This is a genomic window from Hoeflea sp. 108 (genome assembly GCF_000372965.1).
Lineage (GTDB): Bacteria > Pseudomonadota > Alphaproteobacteria > Rhizobiales > Rhizobiaceae > Aminobacter.
Genome location: NZ_KB890024.1, coordinates 1,207,693 through 1,233,205, shown reverse-complemented (window position 1 = coordinate 1,233,205; position 25,513 = coordinate 1,207,693). Strand labels below are relative to the sequence as shown.

Genomic DNA, 25,513 nt, shown 5'->3' with positions numbered 1-25,513 from the left:
CCACACTAGCCGCGTTCCTTCAGCGAGGGAAAGTGACTTTTTACGTAAACGTCAAATTTTTGGCCGAACTCGAAACCAAAACAGGGCGTCGTCACCCATCGCTGCTATAGCGACACCAGCGGCAACCGGTTCAAATAGGCTGACGCTTCAACCCTTGGGTGCTGGAGCTTCATCAGTATTTCCTTAACCATGACGGTTCACGATCGGCTATCGATCATCGGGGATCGCCGCTTGAGGGGACTGGTGTCCAGGTTTCGCAGGCTCACGCTTTCAGCGCTTGCCGCGGCGTGCGCCTCCCTCCCCGTCGCCGCCCTCGCTTCCGACTTCTCCGAACCCTGGAAGAAACCCGACCGGGCGCTGGTCATCGACGCCTACGAATACAATTCCATCGACTGGCAGAAGCTGTCAGGCGACAAGCGCATCGTCGGCTTCATCAACAAGGGCTCCGACGGCCTGCCTCCGCCCTATTTCTGCTCCGGCACGGAAACCGAAATCCGCCTGTGCAAGGCATTGTGGAAGCGGCACGCCGTGGCGCGCGAGCTGTTCCACACCCGCAAGGTCGTCGCCAAGGCGCTCGGCCTCGAATGGGGCGCCTACCATCTCGGCCGCCCAGGCAATCCGATCGAGCAGGCGCAGAATTTCCTCGATTTCGCCGAGCCTGGTCCCGACGATCTGATGGCGCTCGACATCGAGGAGAACGATCCCGACAAATGGATGTCGCTCGAGGATGCCGAGATCTTCGTGCGCTACATCTTCCAGCGCACGGGACGCTACCCGATCCTCTACACCAACGGCACGACTTCGAAATACATCGCCGACAATCGCTATCGCTACCAGCTGCTGTCGCGGCTGCCGCTCTGGTACGCGCGCTACAAGCCCGAGATCGGCATCCATTTCCCGAAAGGTAACTGGCAGGGCTACACGCTGTGGCAATTCTCGGCGCAGGCCAATTGCGGCGAGCGCCGCTGCCCCTACCGCGTCGCCGGCACGCCCAATGACATCGACGTCAACGTTGCACCGATGGATGCGGAGGCGCTGCGCAAGGCCTGGCCGTTCGGCCAGCTCATCGAAACCACTGATGTGTTTGTGGCGAGCGTGCCGGTGCCGATCGCCCGCGACGACGGCGTGAAGGGCGAAAGCCAGATCCGCTATGCGTCAGTCGCCTATCCCGTAAGGCTCGACCTGCTGGCCGAGGCGTTGCAATCAAGCTGGAACAAGGCCGTCATCGGCACGGTGCCGGCGATGAAAGCGCCCGGCAGCCGTCATGCCTACGGCATGGCCGAATATGCGGCGGCGAAGCTGGAACGACGCGAGCGCGCCCTTGCCGACCGCAGAGCCGACCTCGACCCGGTTTCAACCGCATCCACAGAACTGGACAAGCCTTAGGCCTGCTCACGCTCGACGGCGCGCCAGCCGATGTCGCGGCGGCAGAAGCCTTCGGGCCAGTCGATCAGGTCTACCGCCGCATAGGCCTTCTGCTGTGCTTCGCTGACGGTCTTTCCGGAGGCGGTGACGTTGAGAACGCGTCCGCCATTGGCAACCAGCTTGCCGTCCTTCTCCGCGGTGCCGGCATGGAAGACCTGTGCACCCGAGGCGACAGCCTTGTCGACATCAGAGATGACCGAGCCCTTTTCCGGTGTGCCGGGATACCCCTCGGCGGCCATCACCACAGTGAGCGCCGCCTCGTCGCGCCAGCGGGCGGAGACATGCGACAGCTGGCCGTCGGCGGCAGCGTTGAGCAGGACGAGCAAGTCCTCCTTCAGCCGCATCATCAGAACCTGGCATTCGGGATCGCCGAAACGGGTGTTGTATTCGATCAGCCTCGGGCCTTTGTCCGTCAGCATCAGGCCGGCGAACAGCACGCCCGAGAATGGCGCGCCCATCTCGGCCATGCCGCGCATGGTCGGCTCGACAATCTCGCGCATGGTGCGCTCGACCGTCTCCGGATCCATCACGGGCGCAGGCGAATAGGCGCCCATGCCGCCGGTGTTGGGACCGACGTCGCCGTCGCCGACGCGCTTGTGATCCTGCGCCGTGCCGAAGGGCAGCGCCGTCTTGCCGTCGCACAGGCAGAAGAAGCTCGCCTCCTCGCCGGTCATGAATTCCTCGACGACAACGGATGCACCGGCGCCGCCGAACGCACCTTCGAAGCAGGCGTCGACAGCATCGAGGGCCTCGACCAGGGTCATCGCGACAGTCACGCCCTTGCCCGCGGCAAGCCCGTCGGCCTTGATAACGATCGGTGCGCCCATCTTCTCGACATAGGCGCGGGCGGAGGCCGCGTCGTCGAAACGGCCATAGTCAGCGGTCGGGATGCCGTAGCGAGCGCAGAGGTCCTTGGTGAAGCCTTTCGAGCCCTCGAGTTGAGCCGCGGCCTTGGACGGGCCGAACACACGGATGCCCTGAGCGCGCAGATCGTCGCCGATGCCTGCAACAAGAGGCCCCTCGGGCCCGACGACGACAAGATCGATGCCCTTGTCCTTGCAGAAGGACGCAACCGCTGAATGGTCGGCGACATCGAGCGCCACCAGTTCCGCCTCCTGGGCGATGCCGGGATTGCCGGGCGCGGCATAAAGCTTGGTCAGCATCGGCGATGCCGCGATCTTCCAGGCGAGTGCGTGCTCGCGACCGCCGGAACCGATGAGAAGGACATTCATCAGGCAATTCCTCGTCCTGCAGAAACCGCCTCTCCGCTATGGCCGATGTCGCCACGGGTCAAGGCTTGGAAGCCGCTTTTTGCTGCCGACTCGATCATCAATCGCTGCCCCGCCCAGAGACCATCCGTCGTCTTGACGACCGCGTCCGCGCCTGCCACTCCACAGCGATGGAAACCATTCAGTCAAAAGCCGGCCAGGGCCGGGTCGCCGATGCGCCGAGCGGGCATTGGGTCTACCGCGCCTTGCCGCGCAAACTCTGGCCTTATGCACAGCTGGCCCGCTGGGACAGGCCGATCGGCTGGGTGCTGTTGCTCTGGCCATGCTGGTGGTCAGCCGCGATGGCGGCAAGCGCCTATGCCCGCCCCGAGGACAGCCTGATCTCCCTGCTGCCCTCGCCCTGGTATCTGATCCTGTTCCTGATCGGCTCCATAGCCATGCGCGGTGCCGGCTGCACCTACAACGACATCGTCGACGAGAACATCGACGCCCAGGTCGAACGCACGCGTTCACGTCCCATGCCGTCGGGACAGGTCTCCAGGCGCCAGGCCTGGATCTTCCTCGTTGCGCAGGCGCTCATCGGACTGGTCGTGCTGCTGCAGTTCAACAGCTTCGCCATCCTGCTCGGAATCTCGTCGCTGGTGATCGTCGCCATCTACCCGTTCATGAAGCGCTTCAGCAACTGGCCGCAATTCGTGCTCGGCCTTGCCTTCTCGTGGGGCGCGCTGATGGGCTGGGCGGCGGAATTCGGCGACATCGATCCGCCGGCGCTGCTGCTCTATTTCGGCTCGATCCTGTGGGTGATCGGCTACGACACGATCTATGCCCACCAGGACAAGGAAGACGACGCGCTCGTCGGCGTGAAGTCGACCGCGCGCTATTTCGGCGAGAACACGAAGTCCTGGCTGATCGGGCTCTACGGCGGCGCGCTGATGTTGTTCGCCACGGCCTTTGCCATGGCGCAGGTCCCGATGCCGGCGCTGGCCGGCCTGGTGGCGGCCGGCGCGCACATGGCGCGTCAGATTGCCGTGCTCGACATCGACAATCCAGACCAGTGCCTCAAGCTGTTCAGGTCGAACGGCCAGATCGGTTGGATGATCTTCATCGGCCTGATCTGCGGCGGCGCCTGGGTGGCGCTGAAGCCGCTGATCTGATCCTGGCAATCAAGCGCGGGCGATGATCTCTTCGCCCGCGATGACGAGACGCACACCAAGCGAACCCGATTTGCGACGGGCAAGGAAACGCGGCCGGCGCATGCGCGACACCCGGCCCTTGCGGCGATCCAGCGGCGGCTGGGTCTTGATCGCGGCCCCGAGCGACTCTTCGAGCGTGCGGGCAACACCGTCGGCCTCGATCAAAAGCATCGGCAGGCTGTAGAATTCGGCCCAGGCACGCCAGTCGGCGGCAACATCGTCGAGATCGTCGGCAACCAGCAGCGGCACCGAGAGCATCGGGTCGTTGTGCAGCAGCTCCAGCGTCACTGTGACATTGCCTTCGTCGTCTTCCATGGCCCGAGCGGCGACGCCGCGGAAGGCACGAGCCGGCAAGGCGATGGTCAGCGGAAGGCCACTCTGCTCGAGCAGTCGGCGGATGACCGCGCCGCGATGATCGATGGTGAAGGTGACATCGCCCAGGTCATCGCGCGTGGCGTAGCTGACCATCTGCGGCAAGCGGAATGGGTCGAGGCGCATGTTGCGTCCCGCCCAGACTGGCTTCAGTCCGGTGTTCATGTTGTGCCTTCCTGTTTCTCCTGAGAGCCGTTTTCCGGTCTCTCCGGACCAGTTTTCCCGGTCTCGTTTGTAGGAAGGACACTAGCGGGGGGACCTTACCGCCCCGCTTAAGAAAGTCGGTTAAATTTTGCTGATCTCTCCGATGGTTATCGGAATCCCACCAAACTGCATCAAATCACCTTGCCGGGGTTCATGATGCCGGCCGGATCGAAAACGGTCTTCACCCGACGCATCAAGTCGATGGCGACGGGCGGCGCGGTTGCGATCAGTTCGTTGCGCTTGAGCTGGCCGATGCCGTGCTCGGCCGAGATCGAGCCATTGAAGCTGCGCACCACGTCGTGCACGGCATCGTTCATGCGGCGGTAGAGCGCCAGGAACTCGGCGCCGTCCATGCCGACCGGCTGCGAGATGTTGTAGTGCAAATTGCCGTCGCCCATGTGGCCGAAGCAGACCACCCGTGCCTCCGGGCAGACGCCCGCCACGGCAAACCCTGCCTTTTCGATGAAGGAAGGAATGCTGGCGATCGGCACCGAGATGTCGTGCTTGATCGAGGCGCCCTCGGCCTTCTGCGTCTCCGGCAGCATCTCCCGCAGGCGCCAGAATTCATTGGCGTGGCCGACGCTCGCGGCAATCGCGGCGTCGCCGACCTGGCCGGCCTCGAAGCCGGCGGAGAGGATGTCCTCCATCAAGGTCCTGGCATCCTCGGCCGAGCGGCCGGAGGAGATTTCCATCAGCACCTGCCAGGCCCAGTCGCCTTCCAGCGGCGGGCGGGCATCAGGTATATGACGCATGGCGAACTCCATCGGCAGGTGGCCGATCAGCTCGAATGCGGTCAGGGCGCTGCCGCCGAGGTCCTGGGCGCGGTCGAACAGGGCAAGCGCCGCCTCAGGCGTTTCAAGTCCGACCCAGGCCACCTCCCTGCCCTTCGGCTTGGGAAACAACTTCAGCACGGCGGCCGTGATGATACCCAGCGTGCCCTCGGCACCCACGAACAGGTTCTTGAGGTCGTAGCCGGTATTGTCCTTCTTCAGCTTGCGCAGGTCGTCCAGCACCTCACCGGAAGGCAGCACCACCTCGACGCCGAGACAGAGTTCGCGAGCATTGCCATAAGCAACGACACCGGTACCGCCGGCATTGGACGACAGGTTACCGCCGATCTGGCAGGACCCTTGCGAAGCGAGCGACAGCGGAAACAGCCTGTCGACCTCGTCGGCAGCCTTGTGCAAGAGGTCGAGCACGACACCCGCTTCGGCGACCAGGGTGTTCGACACCGGATCGACTTCCCGGATGCGGTTCAGCCGCGACAGCGACACCACCACCTGCCCTCCAGAGCGGTCCGGCACCTGGCCGCCGACGAGGCCAGTGTTGCCCCCCTGCGGCACGACTGGGGTGCGCGTCTCGTTGGCGAGCTTCATGATCGCGCTCACCTCCTCAACGCTGCCCGGCCTGAGCACCAACGACGTTGTCCCCGTGAACAGCCCGCGAGGCTCATGCACATAGGGCTCGATGTCGGAACTCTCGCGAACGGCGTAGCGCTCGCCAACGATCGCGGAAAAGCGCTCGGCAAGCGCGGGGTCGAGGCCGATTGTGTTCTGTGTCATGGGAGCAGCCAGGTTCGGGGCCAGATTCACATATGGGGAATGTCGCGCGGTGCCGCAGCCCGGACCAGCCGGTCGTTGATCGCCTCGCCCAGTTCTTCCGACGGAATGGGCTCGACGGCGATCAGTCCGGCACCGCTGCGGTCGAGTGCCTGCAGATGCGAAAACAGGTTGGTGGCGGCTTCACGAAGGTCGCCGGTCTCGGACAGGTTGAGGAAGGCGCGCGCCTTCTGCCAGCCTTCGGCACGCAGCGCACCGAAACCAAGCAGCGCCTCGCCAGCCTCGATACGGTCCGCGTCGAGGCGCATGGCAGCGCCCGGCGCATAATGCGACGCAAGCATGCCGGGGGCCTCGATACCAGCGGTCACGCCGCGTAACAGCGGCGATCCCAAGACCGCTTCGATATCGCCGGCAGCAATGCCGCCCGGACGCAGCAGCCGTGCCCTGTCGCCCTCGACCTTGACGATGGTCGATTCCAGGCCGACCGATGTCGGACCGCCATCGACGACAAGCGGAATGCGCCCACCGAGATCGGCAGCGACGGCCTCTCCGCTGGTCGAACTGATCTTGCCCGACGTGTTGGCGCTCGGTGCCGCGAGCGGCCGGCCCAGCCGTGATATCAGCTTGCCGCCGAAACCCATGGGCATGCGCAGCGCGATCGTGTCCAGCCCTGCGGTGACAAGCGGGTGGATGCCAAATTCGAGCCTCAACGGCACGACCAACGTCAGCGGTCCCGGCCAGAATGCGTCGGCCAGCTTGCGCGACAAGGGATCAAACACGCCGATGCTTTCGGCCATGGCCATGTCAGCGACATGGGCGATCAGCGGATTGAAGCGCGGGCGGCCCTTGGCCTCGAAGATGCGGGCGACAGCATCGCCATTGGTCGCGTCGCCGGCAAGCCCGTAGACGGTCTCGGTCGGAATGGCCACGACCTCGCCGGCACCCAGCAGGGCAAGGGCTGCGTCCATCGCCTCATCGGCCGCGATCAGTTCCGTCACGTTAAAGCTTCCTTTTCGTGTCCGGTCGATAGCGCGCATGGCGCCATGCGACAAGGCCACCCCCCCAGGAATCGCGGCGATGGCTAAAATGCGCGGCATCTTCGCAAGCCCGCCGCAACCGGCGGCATATTATGAGGGCCTGATAGATCGATTCAAAGCCGGGGGCCAAATGCGTCTTTTTGCTGCGTTTCTCGTTGTGGGCATGGCTGCGGCCGGCGCCACGCAGGCATCGTCTCTGGTCTTCGTGCCCGACAGCGAGACAAGCCCATCCTTGGTCGAGGTCGGGGCTCCGAAGGTTGCGGTCTCGATCGTGGCCCTTGGTGCGTCGGCGGTCGATACGAGAAACGTCGCGGCAATCGCCGCCGCATCCGCGCCCCGGATGCGACAGGACGTGATGGTCATTCGCAGTGGCGAGATCGGCGACGCATCTGCCGATCCGGCGCCGGCCGCCCAACCGGCACAGGCATCGGCGGCGCCCGCCCAGCAGCAGGCGGCGGCAGATGCGCAGCCCGCTCCCGCTTCGATGAAGGAGCCCGCCGCCACGCCGGCGAAGGACCTGGTTCACTAGACCTGCAGCCCTGCGCGTCCTCCCGGACGTGCAAAGGACACTGCAGCCGTCAAACCTAACCCGCGATCTTGGAGAAGTCGGCGACCTGATCGGTCGCCGCACGGATGCGGGCGAGCAGCGCAAGGCGGTTGGCACGCACCGCCACATCCTCGTCGTTGACCAGAACCTTCTCGAAGAACGTATCCACCGGTTCGCGCAGGGCGCTGAGCGCCCGCATGGCGGCGGCGAAGTCTTCGCGATGGATTTCCTTGCCAGCATTGTCGACGGCCTGGCTGACCGAAGCGAACAGTGCGCTCTCGGCAGGTTCGCGGAACAGCTTTTCGTCGATGGCTGCGGCCACGACGGTACCCTTCTTCTCTTCGGCCGCCAGGATGTTGGCGCCGCGCTTGGTGCCAGCGAGCAGGTTCTTGCCCTCCTCGCTGTCGAGGAAATGGCCCAGCGCCTCGACCCGGCGGGTCACGGTCAAAAGGTCATCGGCGTCTGGCGAAATCACCGCGTCGATCAGATCGTGGCGGGCGCCGAGTTCGCGCAGATAGACTTTCAGGCGGTCGTGGAAGAAAGCGAGCAGGTCGGCCTTCAGGGGCGCTGCCCGCTCAATCGTCTCGCGGCGCAGTTCCGCCTCATAGGCGGCGAGCGCATTGTCCACGTCCTGCTCGCCGTCGACGTCACCGGTGTCGAGCTTGGCTTGCGCGGCCTCGAACTCGGCCAGACGCTTTTCAATCGACGTCTCGGCCAACTGGGCAAGCGCCGCATCGAACAGCTTGGTCAGCGGCAGCTTGCCACGTGCTGCCAGCAAGATCCTGACAATGCCGAGCGCAGCACGACGGAGTGCGTAAGGGTCCTTTGAACCCGTCGGCTTCTCGTCGATGGTCCAGAAGCCGACCAGCGTGTCGAGCTTGTCGGCCAGCGCCACCGACACCGAAACCGGATCGGCCGGCACGCGGTCGGACGGGCCCTGCGGCCTGTAATGCTCCTCGAGTGCAGCCGCCACCGACGGGCTTTCGCCCTGCAGCAGCGCATATTTGCGGCCCATGGCGCCCTGAAGTTCGGGGAACTCGCCGACCACTTCAGTCTGCAGGTCGGCCTTGGCCAAAACGGCAGCGCGCTCGGCGAGCTTCGGCTCGGCGCCGACCAGCGGCGCGATCTCGCGAGCAAGCGCACGGATGCGCTGGACGCGGGCGCCCTGCGTGCCGAGCTTGGCGTGGAAGGTGACGCCGAGATGGTCGAGACGGGCCATGCGCTGGTCGAGCGGCTTGGCCAGATCGAGGCCGAAGGCCGAGGCCGATTCCTTCAGCGTTTCGAGATCGGGCAGGTCGCCCTGGTCGGTCTTCCAGAAATAGAGCGCGTCGGAGAGACGGGCGCGCACCACCTTGCCGTTGCCGTGGACGATCTCCTTGCCGCCGTCCCTGGCCTCGATGTTCGAGGTCAGCACGAAGTGATGCGACAGCGCGTCCTCCTTGCCTTGCGGGCGGGTGACGAAACACTTCTGGTTGGCGCGGATGGTCAAGCGGATAACCTCGGCCGGGATTTCGAGGAAGGCATCCTCGAACTGGCCCATCAGCACGACCGGCCACTCGACGAGGCCCGAAACCTCTTCCAGCAGGCCTTCGTCTTCGACCAGCTCAAGCCCACTGGCGAAGGCCAGGTTGCGGGCATCGGTGACGATGATCTCCTTGCGCCGGTCGGCGTCAATGACGACCTTGGCGGCCTCGAGCTTGGCCGCATAGTCGTCGAAGCGGCGTACTGATATCGCTTCCGGGGCGTGGAAGCGGTGGCCGTAGGTGACGTTGCCGGAGCGAATGCCGTCGACCTCGAAGTCGATGACGACGGGCTCCTCGGTCTCGGGGCCGAAAGTGCAGACGATCGACTGCAGCGGGCGCACCCAGCGCAAGCTGCCGGGCTTGGCCGAGGCCGGGCCCCAGCGCATCGATTTCGGCCACGGGAACGACTTGACGATCGCGGGCATCAACTCGGCGACGATCTCCTCGGCCGAGCGGCCGGGCTTTGAGATGTGCGCGACGTAGAAGTCGCCCTTCTTGGGGTCGCTATGGACATGCGCCTCGGAAATCGAGTTCAGCCCGGCGCTGCGTAGAAAGCCCTGGATCGCCGCTTCAGGCGCCTTGGTGCTTGGGCCTTTGCGGTCCTCGTGGATGTCCTTGGAGCGGGCGGTGAGGCCGCGAATGTCGAGTGTCAGGCGCCGCGGCGTCCAGTACTCGCGCGCTGCCTCGTAGGTGAGACCGGCTTCGACCAGACCGTCGGTCAGCATCTTCTTCAGATCGCCGGCCGCCTTGCGCTGCATGCGGGCGGGGATTTCTTCGGAACGCAACTCAAGAAGCAGATCGGGCATCGGACAGGCTCACGCGGAAAATGGTCCGCGCGGCATAGCAACTCAGCCGCCCGCTGTCACCTCCAGTGCAGCAGGCGAAATGCCATGGGCATGCAGCGACAAGCCTGCGCAAGACCGAAGATTTCCGTGAACCGAACGCTGCGCCGAAGCGACCGACGTTCAGGCAGACACCTGTTGGCTCGATGGCGATGAAAATCCTGACCGCATCCCTGCATGTCCTGGCACTCAGCGCCCTGCTCGCAGTGCATGTCGCCGCACCCGCTGAACTCAAGCTGCCGGGCGTGCGCAAGGCGCTGCAAACCATCGACGGACAGGCGGTTCCATCCGCATCGTCGTATGGTACGGCAATCGCCCAAATCGCCTAGCTCAGGCTCTCGCCAATCAGCGCCGCCAATCGTGTCGCCGCAGTATCCGCCGTCGGGTTGGTAAGGTCGATCACCAGCGCCCGGCCGGCGCCGCCGGGTCAGTCGTTGAGGTGAACAATGGTGTGGGCGAAAGCCGTCAAACCGACATGCCGCCCGCTTCCGTCAGCAGGAAAGCCTCGCCGCAAGCCTTGGAAAGGTTGCGCACCCTGAGGATGTAGCTCTGGCGTTCGGTCACCGAGATCACGCCGCGAGCGTCGAGCAGGTTGAAGACATGGCTCGCCTTGATGCACTGGTCGTAGGCTGGGAACACCATCTTGTGCTGGGCGAGATTGCCGCCCTCGGCCGGCGCGCCGGCTGCGAGCAGCGCCTTGCACTCGGCTTCGGCGTCCTCGAAATGCTTGAGCAGCATCGCGGTGTTGGCGTGCTCGAAATTGTGCCTGGAATATTCCTGCTCGGCCTGCAGGAAGACGTCGCCATAGGTGACCTTGTCGTCGCCTTCGAGACCGTTGAAATTGAGGTCGTAGACGTTGTCGACGCCCTGAACGTACATCGCAAGGCGCTCGAGTCCGTAGGTCAACTCGCCTGCGACAGGCGCACATTCGATGCCGCAGACCTGCTGGAAATAGGTGAACTGCGACACTTCCATGCCGTCGCACCAGCATTCCCAGCCAAGGCCCCAGGCGCCCAGCGTCGGGCTTTCCCAGTCGTCTTCGACGAAGCGGATGTCATGCACCAGCGGATCGAGGCCGATGGCGGCCAGCGAGCCGAGGTAAAGTTCCTGCAGGTTCGACGGGTTCGGCTTCAGGATGACCTGGTACTGGTAATAATGCTGCAGCCGGTTGGGGTTTTCGCCATAACGGCCATCCTTGGGGCGGCGCGAGGGCTGCACATAAGCGGCGTTCCAGCGCTTCGGGCCCAGTGCGCGCAGCGTCGTTGCCGGGTGGAACGTACCGGCGCCCACTTCCATGTCGTAGGGCTGCAGGATGATGCAACCATGCGCGGCCCAGTAATTGTGCAGCGTCAGGATCAGGCCCTGGAACGAGCGGCTGGGGTGCATATGGGCGGGCATGGTGTTGGTCACGGGCAACGCTCGATCATTGGCGCGCCCCGCAGCAAAACGGGGCCAGAGAGGCCCCGTCCTATTCTGCCCGAAGATATGGGTCAAGCAGCGGCATCCGGCCGCCGCCCACGCTGCCGGGTCAATTGCCCGGCAGGCGCAGTTCCTGTCCCGGCGCCAGGCGGGCCGGATCACCGCGCAGCTCGGGGTTGAGATCGAGGATCTCGCGATAGCGGTCGCCATTGCCGAGCACCTCATTGGCGATCGACCACAGCGACTGGCCGCGCTGCACCTTGTAGGCCGCAGGTACGATCTGCGCCGTCTCCTCGACCGGGTTATCGACCTCGCCCTTCTTCTGGCTGTCGGTCGCAGGCGCCACCGGCTGCACCGGCTCTGGCTTGGCCGGCACTTCCTGGGCGGCGGTCGGCTTCTCAGGCAGCGGCTCCAGACCCTTGGCCAGCTTCTTTTCGACCTCAGCCAGAACGTTTGGCTCGGGCTTCATGTCGCGCGTGTGGCTCCACTGGAATGTGGCCTCCAGCTTGCGCCCGACACGCCAGTAGGCATCGCCGAGGTGATCGTTCAGCACCGGATCGTCAGGCTTCAGCGCCACCGCGCGTTCGAGTTCGCGCACGGCGTCGTCGAACTTGCCGAGACGATAATAGGCCCAGCCCAGCGAATCGATGATGTAGCCGTCGCTCGGCCTGAGATCGGCAGCCTTCTTGATGAGGTTGAGGCCCTCATCGAGGTTGATGTTCATGTCGACCCAGGAATAGCCGAGATAGTTCAGCACCTGCGGCTGGTCCGGGAACAGTTCCAGCGCCTTGCGGAAGTTCGGCTCGGCCTTTGGCCATTCCTTCAGCCGCTCATAGGCGATGCCGCGCTGGTAGAAGAGGTTCCAGTTGACGTTGGTCGGCGTCTTCAGCTTTTCGACCGCCTTGTCGTAGACATCGGCGGCGGCACGGAAATTCTCGGTCGACGCATAGACGCCGCCGAGCGCGAGATAGCCGCGCATATCGTCGGGATTGGCCTCGACCAGCGCCTTCAGGTGCTTGATCGCCTCGTCGTGCTGCTTGAGGTCGGCGAGGTTGAGGCCGAGCTGCAACTCCGACAGCCGCTTCAGCGGCGAGCTTTCAGGCACGCGGCGGTAGAGCGCGATTGCCTCCTCGCCGTTCTGCTGCTGCTCGGCGATCGAGGCGAGCTGCACCAGCAATTCGTCGCTGTATGGCTTCAGGGCCAGCGCATATTGCAGATAGAGGCGAACGAAGGGTTCGCCGCCGCCGCGGTTCAGCGCCGTCGACAGGTTGAGCAGGATTTCGGCGGCGCCATCCTGCGGGTTGGCGACCAGAGGCGCAATCTTGTCGCCCTTGTTGATCTGCTCGCGCAGCGCCGAAATCGGCAGCTTGCCAGGCGCGAACTCGTCAGCCTTGTCGAGGACAGCGAGCGCCTCGGCCTTCTTGCCACCGCGTGCCAGGAACCCGGCATAGGCTTCGGCGGCACGCATCCATGTCTCGGGCGCAGCACTGCCGGCGCCGAGATTGTTGATCGTTGCCTTGAATATCTCGTCGGCCTTGTCCTTCTGGCCAGCTGCCTCGGCGATCAGGGCGCGATGATAGGTCTTGAACAGCTCATACCATTCCGGCCCCTGAAGCTTGTCGAGGAACTGCAGCGCATCGGCCGAGCGCCCTTCGCCCTGCTTCGCCCAGCCGGTCATGACACCTGTTATCAGCCGGTCGAGGTCGGATTCGAGCGCCAGCTTGAGCCAGTTCTCGGCACCCTGGTAATCCTTCTTGCGGATGCTGTCGACGCCGAGCGCCAGCCGCGAGAAGCGCTCCACGTCGGGCACGGTCTTCAGCATCTGGGCGTAGGGCAGCGATTCGTCGAAGCGCCCCTGCGCGATCAGCGCCAGCATCAGGCTCTGCTGAAGGGCCGCGTCTTCGGGATCAAAAGCCAGCGCGCGCTTGTAATAGGCAATGGCGCTGTCGAGATCGTTGTCTGCTTCGGCGGTACGCGCCGCGAGATAAGCGCCCGAAAAGGAGTTGATTTCGACCGGCTCGGAAACCGTTTTGGCATAGCCCGGCTGCGTCAGGGCGGTGAAGCTCGTGAAAGCCGCCAGCCCGAGGAGCCAGAGTGCGCGTCGCTGCCGCATGAAAGTCCTTCCTGGTCAGGTCCTACGGTCAAGACACCCGCTGTGCGGGATCGATGGTCGCAACCGCTTGTCGGTTCGAAGCATGGCCTTTTTGGGGTCACGCATCAATCCGGTCCGGCATTACAATCCGACAACCGGCTCAAGACTTGCTTAAGGGCAACACTGGCGTGTCGCCTCGGGCGACAATCACACGACGCGGCTGATGCAGAAATCGATGACGTCGATCAGGGCCGTCTTCTGCGGCGTGTTGTCGAGCGGCGCCAGCGCATCGCGGGCGATCTCGCCGAAATGGCTGGCGCGGCCGATCGTGTCGGAGATGGCGCCATGGCGCGTCATCAGGCCAATCGCCTTTTCGAGCGCGGTATCGTCGCTCCCACCATCCTCGATCGCGCTCTTCCAGAAGGCGCGTTCGGCGGTGCTGCCGCGGCGATAGCTCAGTATCACCGGCAGCGTGACCTTGCCTTCGCGGAAATCGTCACCGACATTCTTGCCGAGGTCCTTGCTGGAGCCGCCGTAATCGAGGGCGTCATCAATCAACTGGAAGGCAAGACCGAGATTCATGCCGTAGGAGCGCAGCGCCGCCTTGTCGTTCTTCGACGCGCCGGCGATGACCGGGCCGACCTCGGCAGCGGCCGAGAACAGGGCCGCCGTCTTCGCCTTGATGACAGCGAAATGCTCGTCTTCGGTGGTCTCGAGGTTCTTGGCGGCCGCCAGCTGCATCACCTCGCCTTCGGCGATGATCGAGGCAGCCGATGACAGGATGTCGAGCGCTTCGAGCGAGCCGACCTCGACCATCATGCGGAAAGCCTGACCAAGCAGGAAGTCGCCGACGAGCACGCTCGCCTGGTTGCCCCAGATGGTCCGCGCCGTCTTCTTGCCGCGACGCAGGTCGCTTTCGTCGACGACGTCGTCATGCAGCAGCGTCGCCGTGTGCATGAATTCGACCGAGGTCGCCAGCTTGACGTGGTTTTCGCCGGAATAGCCGAACATCTGGGCGGCTGCGAGCGTCAGCATCGGACGCAGGCGCTTGCCGCCCGACGAGATCAGGTGGTTGGCCACCTCCGGGATCATCTCGACGTCAGAACCGGCCTTGGAGAGGATCAACTCGTTGACCCTGGCCATGTCGGCCGAAGTCAGATCGATCAGTTCCTTGATCGAAGCGGCGTCCCGCTTTCCCTTCTCGATGTTGAGAACGACACCCAAGGCCAACACTCCAATTACACGGGCGCGTTGTCGCGCGCGTAGCTCTTAATCGATTCTAGGGCGCTATGCACCACACCGGCAAGTGGCGAATTGGCGCGGCGAAAGGTGTGGCGTTTACTTCGCCCGCTCAAACTGCGAATTTCCAGAGATGATCGAACTCATGCGCACCAACGACCCCGTCGTCCTGTCCTTCGTTCAATCGCTTCTGCGAGACTCCGGCATCGGCTGCTTCATCGCCGACCAGAACATGAGCGTGCTCGATGGCTCGCTGGGCATCCTGCCGCGGCGCGTCCTGATCGACGAAGACGATGCCAGGGAGGCGCGACAGCTGCTTACCGACGCCGGCATCGAGCACGAAATCCGCCTGAAGTGACCTCTGCCCCTTTAGAGATTGCCGGACCGAAGCTGCCGCCGCATACGGTGGATGCCTTCCATCGCGGCGACTTCTTTGTGGTGCAGCCGAAGAAGGGCGGACATCGCGCCGGCATGGACGCGATGATGCTCGCGTCCTCTGTCCCATCGACATTTGCAGGCCGGCTGGCCGATTTCGGCGCAGGCGCCGGTGCTGCCGGCCTTTCTGTTGCGTCGCGCTGCAGGTCGGCTCATGCGCTGCTGGTGGAACTGACGCCCGAGATGGCGGCCTTTGCCGAGGCGACGCTCGCGCATCCCGACAACACATCGCTCAAGGGGCGCGCAACCGTGCTGATGGCCGACGTGGCGCTATCGGGCAAGGCGCGCGCCGAGGCCGGACTTGCCAACGGATCGCTCGACTGGGTGATCATGAACCCGCCGTTCAACCCTCAACACCATCGCCCGACGCCCGACGCGCTGAAGCGGCAGGCGCATGTCATGGACGACGGGCTGTTCGAAAGCTGGATCCGCAGTGCCGCAGCCGTGGTCAAGCCGCGTGGCGGTTTCGCCATCATCGCTCGCCCGGAATCGCTGGTGCCCATCCTCAACGCCATGGAAGGCCGCTTCGGCAATGCCGAGGTCGTGCCGATCCACCCGCGCGCCGACGCGTCGGCGATCAGAGTCATCGTAAGGGCCGCGCGTGCCTCGCGCGCGTCCATGCAGATCTGCCCGCCGCTTGTACTGCATGAAGAAAACGACAGGTTCTCGCAACGCGCCGACGACATAAACAGCGGCCGCTCTTCGCTTTTCGGCGATTGAGCTCGCCTCAGACATTGCGGATGGCTACGGAATACATACATCCGGCATGTCCGGCGCGTCGGCCCGAAAGTAGAGACTTTCGGAACGAACGATGCGCAGATTGGAAAGGCTGGAGCGTATGTCATGCGTTCATTCGGACGCATTGAGCTCCAGAATCGGAGACGTGACGCTGTGAAGAAATTTTTCCGTCGCCTGCTGCCCAAGTCGATGCGCTCTGGCGACGTCACCATCCCCGTCCTGCGCCTGCAGGGCGCGATCATGGCCGGCGGCAGCCAATTCCGACCAAGCCTGTCTTTGGCTTCCACCGCCGGCCTGATCGAGAAGGCCTTTGCCATTCCCGGCCCGGCCGTCGCCATCTCGATCAATTCGCCCGGCGGGTCGCCGGTTCAGGCGCGGCTGATCTACAAGCGCATCCGCGATCTCGCGGCGGAGAACAACAAGAAGGTGCTGGTGTTCGTCGAGGACCTGGCGGCATCAGGCGGCTACATGATCGCGATCGCCGGCGACGAGATCATCGCCGACCCCTCGTCCATCGTCGGCTCCATCGGCGTCATCTCGTCGTCATTCGGCTTCACCGAGCTGATCAAGAAAATCGGCGTCGAGCGTCGCGTCTATACCGCGGGCGAAAACAAGGCGACGCTTGACCCGTTCAAGCCGGAGAAGGCCGAGGACATCGAGCGGCTGAAGAAGCTGCAGCTCGAAGTGCACGAAACCTTCATCGACATGGTCAAGGAGCGGCGGGGCAAGAAGCTCATCGACGATCCGGAGCTGTTCACCGGCCTGTTCTGGTCGGGCAAGAAGGGCCTCGAACTCGGCCTGGTCGATTCCCTCGGCGACATGCGCACCGTGCTCAAGGATCGCTACGGCCCAAAGGCCGAACTCAAGCTGATCACCCCGCCGCGCGGCCTGTTCGGACGCCGACTCGGCATGTTCGGCTCGTCGACGCCAACACTCGGCCCCGATGTCGCGTCTGCGTTCGCCGCGGGCATGGTGGATGCGGCGGAAGAGCGCGCGTTGTGGGGCCGGTTCGGCCTTTGAAAATGCAGGGACCGCGGATTATGATCGCGGAAAATCCCTGCCCGGCCGGACACATCAGGCGCCGGCGACCCAAGGGAGGAGAATGACATGCCGCAACTGATCTTCTTCGCGCTCGTGGTCGTGGTGGCCTGGTACGGCTACCGCTCCTTCATCCGCGAGGCCGAACGCGTCACCGCCAAGGTCCGCCGCCACGAGCGCCAGCGCCAGTCGGGCACGGACGGTACGCTGGTCAAGGATCCCAAGACCGGTGAATACCGGCTTGAAAAGGACTGACGGCCGCCCGTGACGCTGAACACCGCGCCGCTCGCCGAATTCGCCCCGGCCAAGATCAACCTCGCCTTGCACGTCACTGGCAGGCGTGACGACGGCTATCATTTGCTCGAGAGCCTTGTCGTCTTCGCCGAGCTGGGCGACCGCATCGCAGTTTCCACCTGTGAAACAGACAGCTTTGCCGTCAACGGCCGCTTTGTATCGGACGTGCCGCTCGACGGCGGCAACCTGGTGCTCAAAGCTCGCGACGCCCTGCGCGCCGCTTTCCCCGGCCATGCCCGCCCCGTTTCGATCGCGCTCGAAAAGAACCTGCCGGTCGCCTCGGGCATCGGCGGCGGCTCGAGCGATGCGGCCGCAACGCTGCGGGCGCTCGCCAGGCTTTGGCGTATCCCGGTCGGCGAGGCCGAACTTGCACGGCTGGCCCTGCCGCTCGGTGCCGACCTGCCGATGTGCCTTGCCGGACGGCCGCTCATGGCGCGCGGTATCGGCGAACATCTCGAACCGGTAGAAGATTTCCCCGCCCTGCCGATGGTACTGGTCAATCCCGGCATCGCCATATCCACGCCTGAGGTCTTCCGAGCGCTCACCCGCCGTGACAACCCGCCGCTCGCAGCCCTTACGCATGCCTGCGACATGTTCGAATGGTTCGCGGCGACGCGCAACGATCTCGAACCGGCCGCCATGTCGATCGTGCCTGCGGTCGGCGAAGCGCTCGATGCCCTGCGCCAGAGCGGCGCTGCCTTTGCCCGCATGTCGGGCTCCGGCGCCACCTGCTTCGGCATTTTCGCCAGCCAGGCGGCAGCCCAGCGTGCTGCGAATGCAATCGTCAGCAGGCAGCCCGGCTGGTTCACCGCCGCCACCAAGTCCATGATCCAGGAGCCAAGGCGATGAGCGAGCCCCGCGCCTTCATTCCCGTCGGCATTGCCGTGCTCACCGTCTCCGACACCCGCACGCTCGCAGACGACAAGTCGGGGCAGACGTTGGCCGACCGCATCGTGGCCGAGGGCCATGTGCTGAGGGCACGCGACATCGTCACCGATGACAAGGATAGTATCCGAGAGCGCGTCACCACATGGTCGTTAGACAAGGACATCGACGTCATCATCACCACAGGCGGCACCGGCTTCACCGGCCGCGACGTGACGCCTGAGGCGCTGGAGCCGATCTTCGAGAAGCGCATGGACGGCTTCTCCGAAGTCTTCCACCGCATTTCCTACGACAAGATCGGCACGTCGACGATCCAGTCACGCGCCACAGGCGGCGTGCTCAACGCCACCTTCGTCTTCGTGCTGCCTGGCTCGCCCGGCGCCTGCCGTGATGCCTGGGACGGCATCCTCAAGCCGCAGCTCGACTATCGCCACATGCCGTGCAATTTCGTGGAGATCATGCCGCGCCTCGACGAGCATCTTAGGCGCGGCGGCACCAAGTCAGCCTGAGCTATCTCCGCCCTGCAGCGACGGTGATTTCAGCTTCCAGCGTCTTCATCGCCAGCCCGCGTGCAATGCCCTCGGCATCCGCGCCATTGCGGGCCTGAATCGCCGCCTGCTTCCTAGTGATGACCAGCCCTTGCTCCAACGCCCGGGGCCGCGACGTGATGCGCTGCCACAACGGCCTGTTGCTCGCCTTCGCGCGGGTGAAGCGCGCGCCCATCGTCAGCTTGGCCGTGTGGCGCATGACATCGTCTGTCCAGCCGTCAGCCAGCCGCGCCCCTGGCTCGAGCAGAAGCAGCCAATCGCCCTTCGCCTGCGCGATACCCGCCTTTATGCCACCTTCGGCCAGGAACACGCAGCCGGCATGCTCGGCGACATAGTGGGTCTGGTCGGTCGAGCCTTGATCGCAGACGATCACCTCGCGCACGACGCCCTCAACGGCACCGCCGACCAGCGACGCCAGCGTCCGGGCCAGAGCTTCCTCGTCGTTTCGCGTTTCGATCAGCACGCTCAGCATCCCTAGCCGCATATCCGAAAGCAGGCCGATGCGCCAGCGCGGTCGAGCAAACGACAAAGTTCTTGCTTTGTTCTCATTTAAGAAATAGGAATAGTTTCATGTCGGGCGAATCGACGGCCGGCCATTCCCACCGGGAGACAATGAGATGGAACCCATTGCACGGGCCGATGTCGCAGCTTTCAAAGGCGGTGGCGCGACAATGGCCAACGCGATGATCGAAGAGAGTGGCCTGCGCATCAATCACGAGCGCCGGCGCGGACGTGGCTCCGGCGTCAACCCCTCCGGGCGTTTCGAACCGACGACGCGTCATGTCTTCGACGACGGCTGGAGCACCATCGAAGAACTGCCGCCTTTCAAGACCGAAGTGCAGGTGGAAAAGCCGCGCACCATCATCACCCGCAACGACTCCCCCGACATCTCCTTCGACCGCTCGATCAATCCCTATCGCGGCTGCGAGCACGGCTGTGTCTATTGCTTCGCCAGGCCAACCCACAGCTACATGGGCCTGTCGGCAGGACTGGACTTCGAGGCGCGGCTGTTCGCCAAGCCCGATGCGGCAAAGCTGCTCGACCGCGAGCTGTCGAAGGACGGCTACCAGCCGCGCACCATCGCCATCGGCACCAACACCGATCCTTACCAGCCGATCGAGAAGAACTGGCGCATCATGCGCGAGGTCCTCGAGGTGCTGGAGGCGCGCAACCATCCTGTGGGCATCGTCACCAAGTCGGCGCTCGTGGCCAGGGACATCGATATCCTGGCACGCATGGCGGAGAAGGGTCTCGCCAAGGTGGCGCTGTCGATCACCACGATGGACCGGCTGCTTGCCCGCACCATGGAACCACGTGCGGCGACACCGACCAGGCGGCTTGAAGCCATCCGCCAGCTGTCGCAGGCCGGCATTCCCGTCTCGGTCATGGTGGCGCCGATCATCCCCGGCCTGACCGACCAGGAGATCGAACGTATACTCGACTCGGCCGCCGCCGCCGGTGCGACCGGAGCCGGCTACGTCATCCTGCGCCTGCCGCTCGAAGTCAGCCCGATCTTCAAGGACTGGCTGTTGCGCCACTATCCCGACAGCTATCGCCATGTGCTGTCGCTGATCCGCTCGATGCGCGACGGCAAGGACTACGACGCTGAATGGGGCAAGCGCATGCGCGGCAAGGGCCCCTATGCCTGGCAGATCGGTCGCCGCTTCGAGATGGCCGCCAAACGGCTTGGCCTCAACTCCGAGCGCACCCCGCTCAGGACAGACCTGTTCAAGGCCGCCCCGAAAGACCAGCAGCAGTTGATGCTGCTCTGACCCTACAAGAGAATCCCGTCCGGCCTCCCCCGTGGCCAGCTGACGGTGCCTTCCCGAGCCGCCGCCCCATACGGACGGGAAGGTCTTGCGGAGAATCGGAGCCGATGCGAGCATCGCCGCACTATGGCTCGCCCGCGTTCCGATTCTCCGCCCCTCTTCGAGATCGTCGAGAAACCCGACTTCTCCTTCGAACAAAAGGCGATGAAGGCCGGGCAGTGGCCATGCGCCGGCATGGATGAAGCAGGGCGCGGCCCACTCGCCGGCCCTGTCGTGGCTGCGGCGGTCGTGCTCGACCCCGACAACATCCCTGCCGGCTTGGACGATTCCAAGCGTCTCAGCGCAGCCCAGCGCGACGCATTGTTCGACGAGATCCTGAGCAAGGCGCTGGGTGTGGCAGTGGCGTCGGTCTCGGCCGACAGCATCGACCGCAGCGACATCCGCAAGGCCAGCCTCGAGGCCATGCGGCGCGCGCTCGCCGGACTGCCGGTCGTTGCCCAATCGGCGCTCGCCGACGGCCGCGACGTGCCTCCCGGCCTCGCCTGCACCTGCAAGGCGCTGGTTAAGGGCGACCAGCGCTCGCAGTCGATCGCCGCAGCGTCCATCGTCGCCAAGGTTACCCGCGACCGGATGATGACGGCCTGCGGCGCCAACGATAATCGCTACGGCTTCGAAATCCACATGGGCTATGCGACCGCACGCCATCGCGCGGCGATCGTCGAACATGGCGCATCCATCCGCATCCACCGCGTCTCCTTCGCGCCGTTCAAGGACTGACGCCGTCCGCGGCCGGCGGTCCGTTGCGCAGATCTTTTCAAGCCCGGGGCCGCAGTCTCATCGCTGGTGACACTTCCCCGGTGCGACCGCAGGGCGGCTCATTGTTTCCTCCAACAAAAAAGCCGCCGGAAATTCCAGCGGCTTTCTCATATTGGGTAAGTCCAGCTCGACTTAGTTGAGCTTGGCCTTCACTTCCTGGACCGAGCTCTTAAAGCGGTCGGTGCTGGTCTTGGCGTCGAACTTGCTGCCCAGAATCTGGCGGGCGGCTTCGACGGCGAGGTCCACTGCGTTGGCGCGGACTTCGTTGATCGCTTCCTGCTCTGCCTGGCCGATCTTCTGCTCGGCGAGCGCGGTGCGGCGCGCGACATATTCTTCGGTCTTGGCATGCGCCTCTTCGGCGAGCAGGCCAGCTTCACGCTTGGCGATCTCGACGATTTCGGCTGCTTCCTTTTCCGCTTCCTTGCGCTTGCGCTGGTACTCGGCCAGCAGCTGCTGCGCTTCTTCACGCAGCTTGCGTGCATCCTCGAGTTCGGCGCGGATGCGATCCGCACGGCCGTCGAGAGATTTCGCCAGCATGCCGGGCACCTTCAGGTACACGATCAGCGCAACGAAGAGAAACAGAGCGACTGTTGCCCAGAATGTAGCGTCCATCGCTTGTCTCCTACTTGCCTGCGGCCTTGACGGCAGCGGCGATGTCGGCCTTTTCGACCTTGCCTGCGCCAAGCGCCTGGACGATCGCCTGGGCGGTGTCCTCGGCGATGGTGCCCACTTCCTTCATGGCGTTGGCCTTGATGGTGGCGATGCGCGCCTCGGCGGCAGCGAGCTTCTGCTCGAGACCGGCCTCGACTTCCTTGCGCTTGCCTTCAGCTTCGGCCTTGGCCGCGTCGCGGGCCTCCTGGCCAATGGAATTGGCCTTACCCTTGGCCTGGGCCAGTTCCTGCTCGTAGGCAGCAACCGCTGCGTCCGCCTCGGACTTCATCCGCGCGGCCTGATCGAGGTCGCCGGCGATGCGATCACGGCGAACTTCCAGCGTACCGCCGACACGCGGCAGAACGACGTTCTTCAGGAAGAGGTAGAACAGGCCGAAAGTGATGGCGAGCCAAAGGATCTGCGACGGATAGGTCGTAGAATCGAATGGCGGAAAAACGCCGCCGCCGTGCCCACCAGCTGCTTCCGTGTGCGCCTGAGCGGCACCGGCATCAGTGGTGTGAGCATCTCCCGCCGCAGGCGCTACTTCCTCGGCGTAACCCGGTGTCACAAACATCTCATTCCCCTGTCCAACCCGACCGGCCGCCTGTGGCGACCGGCACAATCGTCAGCGTGGCTCTTATGCGAAGAGCAGCAGCAGGGCGATGAGCAGCGAGAAGATGCCCAGAGCTTCGGTCACGGCGAAGCCGAACACCAGGCGGCCGAACTGGCCGTCAGCAGCCGACGGGTTGCGCAGGGCGCCCGAGAGGTAGCTGCCGAAGATATTGCCGAGGCCGAGGGCCGTACCAGCCATGCCGAAACAAGCCAGACCGGCGCCGAGATACTTTGCTGCTTCTGCGTCCATTTTAAAACTCCTTGTTGGAACTGTTGATTTCGTTATGCGACGGGCGAGCCCGCCGTATCTGGATCAGTGTCCGGGATGGACAGCGTCGTTGAGGTACATGCAGGTCAGAACTGCGAAGACATAGGCTTGCAGGAACGCGACCAGCACTTCGAGACCGGTGATTGCAACGGTCATGAACAGCGGCAAGACCGAGCCGGCGATACCCACGGCGCCCATGGCGCTCAGTGAGGTAACGAAACCGGCGAAGACCTTCAGCGTGATGTGACCGGCCAGCATGTTGGCGAACAGACGAACCGAGAGGCTGACCGGACGCGACAGGAACGAGATCACTTCGATGATGACGACCAGCGGCACCAGCAGGCCCGGAATGCCGCTCGGCACGAACAGCTTGAGGAAGCCGAAGCCATGCTTGGCGAAACCGTAGACAATGACGGTACCAATCACCAGCAGCGCCAGCGCGAAAGTGACGATGATCTGGCTGGTGACGGTGAAGAAGTAAGGGAACAGGCCGAGCATGTTGGCAACGAGCACGAACATGAACAGCGAGAAGACGAACGGGAAGAAGCGCATGCCCTGGGAGCCCGCGGCATCTCTCAGCATCGACGCCACGAATTCATAACTCATTTCCGAGACCGACTGCAGGCGGCCGGGAACGAGGCCACGGCTGGTGGTCGTCAGGAACAGGAAGGCGCTGGCGACCACGACGGTGGCAACCATGAAAGCGGCCGAATTGGTGAAGGAGAAGTCGAGACCTCCGACCTCAATCGGAATCAATTTCGAAATCTGAAACTGATGGATAGGATCGTTGGCCACGTGGCCCCCCTTCGCCTAAATTGCGCCTTGCGGCGCTGCTTACTTCTTGCCCTGGTCGTCCGACCGCCCGTCCGGCGGCCTGATGCCAGCATCTGTAACAAGCCCTGCCGAACGCAGGACATTCAGTACACCGGCGCCAAAGCCGAGAAGCAGGAACACGATCAACCCCCAGGGCGACGTGCCTGCGAACCGATCGACAAACCAACCAAGCCCCACACCTACAGCTACACCGGCGATGAACTCGCTCGACAGCTTGAGTGCCTGACCGTAGCCAGTCGTACCTTTCGACTCTGTACCTTCATCCCCCTCGTCACGCTGTGGGCGCCTTGCTGCCAACGAGGCTTCAAGATCGCGCCTGCGGCGCTCGAGTTCGTTGTCGCGAATGTCGTTTTCGGCTCGATTTTCAGGCCGGGTGTTTCCAGTTTCGCCTGGCCTTGTTGGCTTGGCCATTGCAAACTCCCGCCCGGTCCGAGCGTCTCCGTCCGTCCGCTTCAAAGTCGCCGGCAACATAGTTAGAGGGTGCCTGCCCGTCAAGCCACGGGGGCACCCATCAGCAGAAGTATTTAATGCTGTTAAATCAGAGGCTTGGCGAAGTGCGACATCCTGCCCAAGGCTCCACCCTGCCCTCCCCGGGCGAATCCCCTGACAAACGGGGTTCAGCGCGGACTACCGGGCCAAGCCTTGAGACAGGTCAGCTCCAGCCACCGCCATAAGTGCGGTAGAAGATGTGGAGACCGATTTTGGTCATCCGCTTCATGCCCCTCGCCCACCCCGGATTGACGTAGTTGGCGTAATAATGGGTCGACGAGCCGATCTCCGGCAGGAAGATCTTTCCGGCGGTCACGGCCATGGCCACATCCTGGGCGATCTTGTAGTGCGTCGGGCTGGTGACGCGGTCCTTGATGCCGTCGCAGGCAAAGGAGAACTGGCAGCGGTTGAACCAGCCGTCGTTCTGGTAGACCACGCCGCAGATGCTGCCGGGATAGGTCGGATTGCGCACGCGGTTGAGCACGACCTGGGCAACGGCTGCCTGGCCGCGCAGCGGCTCGCTCTGGGCCTCGAAATAGATGGCGTTGGCCAGGCAGGTCTGTTCGGCCTTGGAGAAGACGCTCGCCGGCAGCGGGTTCTGCAGCCAGGAGTGGTCACCCTTGCCCATCGGTGGGATGAAACGGCCCGACGCCTGGTCGTCGTCGCGCAGCAACGCCTCGAAGGGCGACGCCTTGGCATAGTCTGGCTCGGCCGGGGCATAGGCGGTGGCGAGAATGTCGGCTTTGTCGCTGGTGACCAAAGAAGCAAGCATAGAAGGCACGTCGCGATCGCGCTTCTTCGTCTCCTTGACGTGGAAGGCCGCGGCGATCTCGACCTCCTTGCCCTTGATCTCGGGCTTGGCAAAGGTCAGCTTCATGCCGCTATCGGCGGAGGGGCGCAGGAGCAAGGAACTGGTGCGCTGGAACACCGAACCGGCGGTAAAGTTCCTGGGTGGCGCAACCGGGGTCACCTCGACGACGCGGCTGCGCTTGTCGACGCGCACGACCCGGTCCTCGTCGGGCAGCTTGGAAGCAGCGCCGATCTTGCCACGGAAGGCGACCGTTCCGACGCCTGAAATCTTCATGCCGGAGCCCGACATCGGGCCGGTGACGATGCCATCGAGGAAAGGCATTTCGGCCGCATGCACTGAACCGGCGGCAGCGCGCTCGACATAAGAACTCCAGCGGGCGTTCTGGCCCTCGAGGCCGGAAACGAAGCTGGTCATGTCCTGATAAGCGGCAACGGTGGGGAAGCCGAGCCAGATCCCGAGGCCGACGATGGCGGGTGCCAGGAACGAACGCTTTCCCTCGCGGGCGGCGGCAGGCCGCCGCGACTCAACTGGTCGATGCACGAAAACTCTCCAGGACGCTACACACCCACTGGAGAGAAAAATGAAGCATTAACCTTGATGGAGCGTTAACGCACGCAACCTTCGCGCAATGCGAAAAGGGCCCG

27 protein-coding genes are annotated in these 25,513 nt (G+C 64.2%); 12 read left to right on the top strand and 15 right to left on the bottom strand.

Annotated elements, in window-relative coordinates; genetic code table 11:
• Positions 1 to 243 precede the first annotated feature (243 nt).
• A complete protein-coding gene (locus B015_RS0106080) occupies positions 244 to 1,386 on the top strand; it encodes a GH25 family lysozyme (RefSeq protein WP_051091944.1) in 1,143 nt (380 codons plus the stop codon).
• Here B015_RS0106080 and purD read toward each other — a convergent pair.
• A complete protein-coding gene (purD, locus tag B015_RS0106075) occupies positions 1,383 to 2,657 on the bottom strand; it encodes a phosphoribosylamine--glycine ligase (protein WP_018426780.1) in 1,275 nt (424 codons plus the stop codon). The genes B015_RS0106080 and purD overlap by 4 nt on opposite strands.
• Positions 2,658 to 2,824: 167 nt before the next feature.
• On the opposite strand from purD, the gene ubiA reads away from it, so the two are divergent.
• Positions 2,825 to 3,808, top strand: a complete 984-nt coding sequence (gene ubiA, locus B015_RS0106070) for a 4-hydroxybenzoate octaprenyltransferase (protein WP_026226953.1) — start codon at positions 2,825 to 2,827, stop codon at positions 3,806 to 3,808.
• 9 nt (positions 3,809 to 3,817) lie between these two features.
• Here the strand turns inward: ubiA and B015_RS0106065 are convergent, their stop codons facing one another.
• The 3 genes from B015_RS0106065 to B015_RS0106055 all read right to left on the bottom strand — a co-directional run bounded on the left by B015_RS0106065 (position 3,818) and on the right by B015_RS0106055 (position 6,980).
• Complete coding sequence (locus B015_RS0106065; protein ID WP_018426778.1) at positions 3,818 to 4,384, bottom strand: DUF6101 family protein; 567 nt, start codon at positions 4,382 to 4,384, stop codon at positions 3,818 to 3,820.
• Positions 4,385 to 4,554: 170 nt separating this feature from the next.
• A complete protein-coding gene (locus tag B015_RS0106060; protein WP_026226952.1) occupies positions 4,555 to 5,985 on the bottom strand; it encodes an FAD-binding oxidoreductase in 1,431 nt (476 codons plus the stop codon).
• Between the two features lie 26 nt (positions 5,986 to 6,011).
• Positions 6,012 to 6,980, bottom strand: a complete 969-nt coding sequence (locus B015_RS0106055) for an L-threonylcarbamoyladenylate synthase (RefSeq protein WP_018426776.1) — start codon at positions 6,978 to 6,980, stop codon at positions 6,012 to 6,014.
• A gap of 88 nt (positions 6,981 to 7,068) precedes the next feature.
• Between B015_RS0106055 and B015_RS0106050 the strand changes: the two genes are divergently transcribed.
• Complete coding sequence (locus B015_RS0106050) at positions 7,069 to 7,548, top strand: hypothetical protein (protein WP_018426775.1); 480 nt, start codon at positions 7,069 to 7,071, stop codon at positions 7,546 to 7,548.
• Between the two features lie 55 nt (positions 7,549 to 7,603).
• Here the strand turns inward: B015_RS0106050 and glyS are convergent, their stop codons facing one another.
• Entirely contained in the window at positions 7,604 to 9,895 is a 2,292-nt protein-coding gene (gene glyS / locus B015_RS0106045) for a glycine--tRNA ligase subunit beta (protein ID WP_018426774.1), read from the bottom strand.
• A 188-nt stretch (positions 9,896 to 10,083) separates the two neighbouring features.
• Here glyS and B015_RS33220 point away from each other — a divergent pair, with 188 nt between their 5' ends.
• On the top strand, positions 10,084 to 10,260 hold the full coding sequence (locus tag B015_RS33220; protein WP_198292845.1) for a hypothetical protein: 177 nt from the start codon (positions 10,084 to 10,086) through the stop codon (positions 10,258 to 10,260).
• Between the two features lie 136 nt (positions 10,261 to 10,396).
• On the opposite strand, the gene B015_RS0106035 is transcribed toward B015_RS33220, so the two are convergent.
• The 3 genes from B015_RS0106035 to B015_RS0106025 all read right to left on the bottom strand — a co-directional run bounded on the left by B015_RS0106035 (position 10,397) and on the right by B015_RS0106025 (position 14,666).
• On the bottom strand, positions 10,397 to 11,341 hold the full coding sequence (locus tag B015_RS0106035) for a glycine--tRNA ligase subunit alpha (RefSeq protein WP_018426772.1): 945 nt from the start codon (positions 11,339 to 11,341) through the stop codon (positions 10,397 to 10,399).
• 118 nt (positions 11,342 to 11,459) lie between these two features.
• Positions 11,460 to 13,463 (bottom strand): tetratricopeptide repeat protein, encoded by a 2,004-nt coding sequence (locus B015_RS0106030; protein ID WP_018426771.1) that lies wholly within the window; start codon positions 13,461 to 13,463, stop codon positions 11,460 to 11,462.
• Between the two features lie 186 nt (positions 13,464 to 13,649).
• Entirely contained in the window at positions 13,650 to 14,666 is a 1,017-nt protein-coding gene (locus B015_RS0106025; protein ID WP_018426770.1) for a polyprenyl synthetase family protein, read from the bottom strand.
• Between the two features lie 148 nt (positions 14,667 to 14,814).
• On the opposite strand from B015_RS0106025, the gene B015_RS0106020 reads away from it, so the two are divergent.
• The 6 genes from B015_RS0106020 to moaB all read left to right on the top strand — a co-directional run bounded on the left by B015_RS0106020 (position 14,815) and on the right by moaB (position 18,580).
• Entirely contained in the window at positions 14,815 to 15,039 is a 225-nt protein-coding gene (locus B015_RS0106020) for a DUF2007 domain-containing protein (protein ID WP_018426769.1), read from the top strand.
• Entirely contained in the window at positions 15,036 to 15,836 is an 801-nt protein-coding gene (locus B015_RS30525) for a methyltransferase (protein ID WP_018426768.1), read from the top strand. The genes B015_RS0106020 and B015_RS30525 overlap by 4 nt, the downstream gene beginning before the upstream one ends.
• Before the next feature lie 171 nt (positions 15,837 to 16,007).
• Entirely contained in the window at positions 16,008 to 16,874 is an 867-nt protein-coding gene (locus tag B015_RS0106005; protein WP_018426767.1) for a S49 family peptidase, read from the top strand.
• A gap of 87 nt (positions 16,875 to 16,961) precedes the next feature.
• Positions 16,962 to 17,147 carry a hypothetical protein gene (locus tag B015_RS0106000; protein WP_018426766.1) on the top strand — a complete coding sequence of 62 codons (186 nt, stop codon included), beginning with the start codon at positions 16,962 to 16,964 and terminating at the stop codon, positions 17,145 to 17,147.
• Positions 17,148 to 17,156: 9 nt separating this feature from the next.
• Positions 17,157 to 18,035 (top strand): 4-(cytidine 5'-diphospho)-2-C-methyl-D-erythritol kinase, encoded by an 879-nt coding sequence (locus B015_RS0105995; protein WP_018426765.1) that lies wholly within the window; start codon positions 17,157 to 17,159, stop codon positions 18,033 to 18,035.
• Positions 18,032 to 18,580: a molybdenum cofactor biosynthesis protein B gene (gene moaB / locus B015_RS0105990; protein ID WP_018426764.1), complete on the top strand. Its 549-nt coding sequence runs from the start codon at positions 18,032 to 18,034 to the stop codon at positions 18,578 to 18,580. The genes B015_RS0105995 and moaB overlap by 4 nt, the downstream gene beginning before the upstream one ends.
• Before the next feature lies 1 nt (position 18,581).
• Here the strand turns inward: moaB and B015_RS0105985 are convergent, their stop codons facing one another.
• A complete protein-coding gene (locus tag B015_RS0105985) occupies positions 18,582 to 19,091 on the bottom strand; it encodes a glycosyltransferase (protein WP_018426763.1) in 510 nt (169 codons plus the stop codon).
• Between the two features lie 145 nt (positions 19,092 to 19,236).
• On the opposite strand from B015_RS0105985, the gene B015_RS0105980 reads away from it, so the two are divergent.
• Entirely contained in the window at positions 19,237 to 20,391 is a 1,155-nt protein-coding gene (locus B015_RS0105980) for a PA0069 family radical SAM protein (RefSeq protein WP_018426762.1), read from the top strand.
• Between the two features lie 123 nt (positions 20,392 to 20,514).
• A complete protein-coding gene (locus B015_RS0105975; RefSeq protein ID WP_018426761.1) occupies positions 20,515 to 21,165 on the top strand; it encodes a ribonuclease HII in 651 nt (216 codons plus the stop codon).
• A gap of 171 nt (positions 21,166 to 21,336) precedes the next feature.
• On the opposite strand, the gene B015_RS0105970 is transcribed toward B015_RS0105975, so the two are convergent.
• The 6 genes from B015_RS0105970 to B015_RS0105945 all read right to left on the bottom strand — a co-directional run bounded on the left by B015_RS0105970 (position 21,337) and on the right by B015_RS0105945 (position 25,409).
• Positions 21,337 to 21,816: a F0F1 ATP synthase subunit B gene (locus B015_RS0105970; RefSeq protein WP_018426760.1), complete on the bottom strand. Its 480-nt coding sequence runs from the start codon at positions 21,814 to 21,816 to the stop codon at positions 21,337 to 21,339.
• Positions 21,817 to 21,826: 10 nt separating this feature from the next.
• The gene (locus B015_RS0105965; protein ID WP_018426759.1) at positions 21,827 to 22,429 is read right to left on the bottom strand and encodes a F0F1 ATP synthase subunit B; all 603 of its coding nucleotides are present in this window, start codon (positions 22,427 to 22,429) and stop codon (positions 21,827 to 21,829) included.
• 63 nt (positions 22,430 to 22,492) lie between these two features.
• Positions 22,493 to 22,717 (bottom strand): F0F1 ATP synthase subunit C, encoded by a 225-nt coding sequence (locus B015_RS0105960; protein WP_018426758.1) that lies wholly within the window; start codon positions 22,715 to 22,717, stop codon positions 22,493 to 22,495.
• 63 nt (positions 22,718 to 22,780) lie between these two features.
• A complete protein-coding gene (locus tag B015_RS0105955; RefSeq protein WP_018426757.1) occupies positions 22,781 to 23,530 on the bottom strand; it encodes a F0F1 ATP synthase subunit A in 750 nt (249 codons plus the stop codon).
• Between the two features lie 39 nt (positions 23,531 to 23,569).
• Entirely contained in the window at positions 23,570 to 23,980 is a 411-nt protein-coding gene (locus tag B015_RS0105950) for an AtpZ/AtpI family protein (RefSeq protein WP_018426756.1), read from the bottom strand.
• A 241-nt stretch (positions 23,981 to 24,221) separates the two neighbouring features.
• The gene (locus B015_RS0105945) at positions 24,222 to 25,409 is read right to left on the bottom strand and encodes a cell wall hydrolase (RefSeq protein ID WP_018426755.1); all 1,188 of its coding nucleotides are present in this window, start codon (positions 25,407 to 25,409) and stop codon (positions 24,222 to 24,224) included.
• Positions 25,410 to 25,513 lie beyond the last annotated feature (104 nt).

Bases quoted from the DNA above. Each gene is read 5' to 3' on its own strand.
- B015_RS0106050 (WP_018426775.1), top strand. From the start codon at position 7,069: ATGCGCGGCATCTTCGCAAGCCCGCCGCAACCGGCGGCATATTATGAG.
- B015_RS0106030 (WP_018426771.1), bottom strand. From the start codon at position 13,463: ATGCGGCAGCGACGCGCACTCTGGCTCCTCGGGCTGGCGGCTTTCACG.
- purD (WP_018426780.1), bottom strand. From the start codon at position 2,657: ATGAATGTCCTTCTCATCGGTTCCGGCGGTCGCGAGCACGCACTCGCC.
- moaB (WP_018426764.1), top strand. From the start codon at position 18,032: ATGAGCGAGCCCCGCGCCTTCATTCCCGTCGGCATTGCCGTGCTCACC.
- glyS (WP_018426774.1), bottom strand. From the start codon at position 9,895: ATGCCCGATCTGCTTCTTGAGTTGCGTTCCGAAGAAATCCCCGCCCGC.
- B015_RS0106020 (WP_018426769.1), top strand. From the start codon at position 14,815: ATGATCGAACTCATGCGCACCAACGACCCCGTCGTCCTGTCCTTCGTT.
- B015_RS0105965 (WP_018426759.1), bottom strand. From the start codon at position 22,429: ATGTTTGTGACACCGGGTTACGCCGAGGAAGTAGCGCCTGCGGCGGGA.
- B015_RS0105970 (WP_018426760.1), bottom strand. From the start codon at position 21,816: ATGGACGCTACATTCTGGGCAACAGTCGCTCTGTTTCTCTTCGTTGCG.
- B015_RS0105950 (WP_018426756.1), bottom strand. From the start codon at position 23,980: ATGGCCAAGCCAACAAGGCCAGGCGAAACTGGAAACACCCGGCCTGAA.
- B015_RS0105985 (WP_018426763.1), bottom strand. From the start codon at position 19,091: ATGCTGAGCGTGCTGATCGAAACGCGAAACGACGAGGAAGCTCTGGCC.
- B015_RS33220 (WP_198292845.1), top strand. From the start codon at position 10,084: ATGAAAATCCTGACCGCATCCCTGCATGTCCTGGCACTCAGCGCCCTG.
- B015_RS0106065 (WP_018426778.1), bottom strand. From the start codon at position 4,384: ATGAACACCGGACTGAAGCCAGTCTGGGCGGGACGCAACATGCGCCTC.
- B015_RS0105960 (WP_018426758.1), bottom strand. From the start codon at position 22,717: ATGGACGCAGAAGCAGCAAAGTATCTCGGCGCCGGTCTGGCTTGTTTC.
- ubiA (WP_026226953.1), top strand. From the start codon at position 2,825: ATGGAAACCATTCAGTCAAAAGCCGGCCAGGGCCGGGTCGCCGATGCG.
- B015_RS0106000 (WP_018426766.1), top strand. From the start codon at position 16,962: ATGCCGCAACTGATCTTCTTCGCGCTCGTGGTCGTGGTGGCCTGGTAC.
- B015_RS0105975 (WP_018426761.1), top strand. From the start codon at position 20,515: ATGGCTCGCCCGCGTTCCGATTCTCCGCCCCTCTTCGAGATCGTCGAG.
- B015_RS0105980 (WP_018426762.1), top strand. From the start codon at position 19,237: ATGGAACCCATTGCACGGGCCGATGTCGCAGCTTTCAAAGGCGGTGGC.
- B015_RS0106060 (WP_026226952.1), bottom strand. From the start codon at position 5,985: ATGACACAGAACACAATCGGCCTCGACCCCGCGCTTGCCGAGCGCTTT.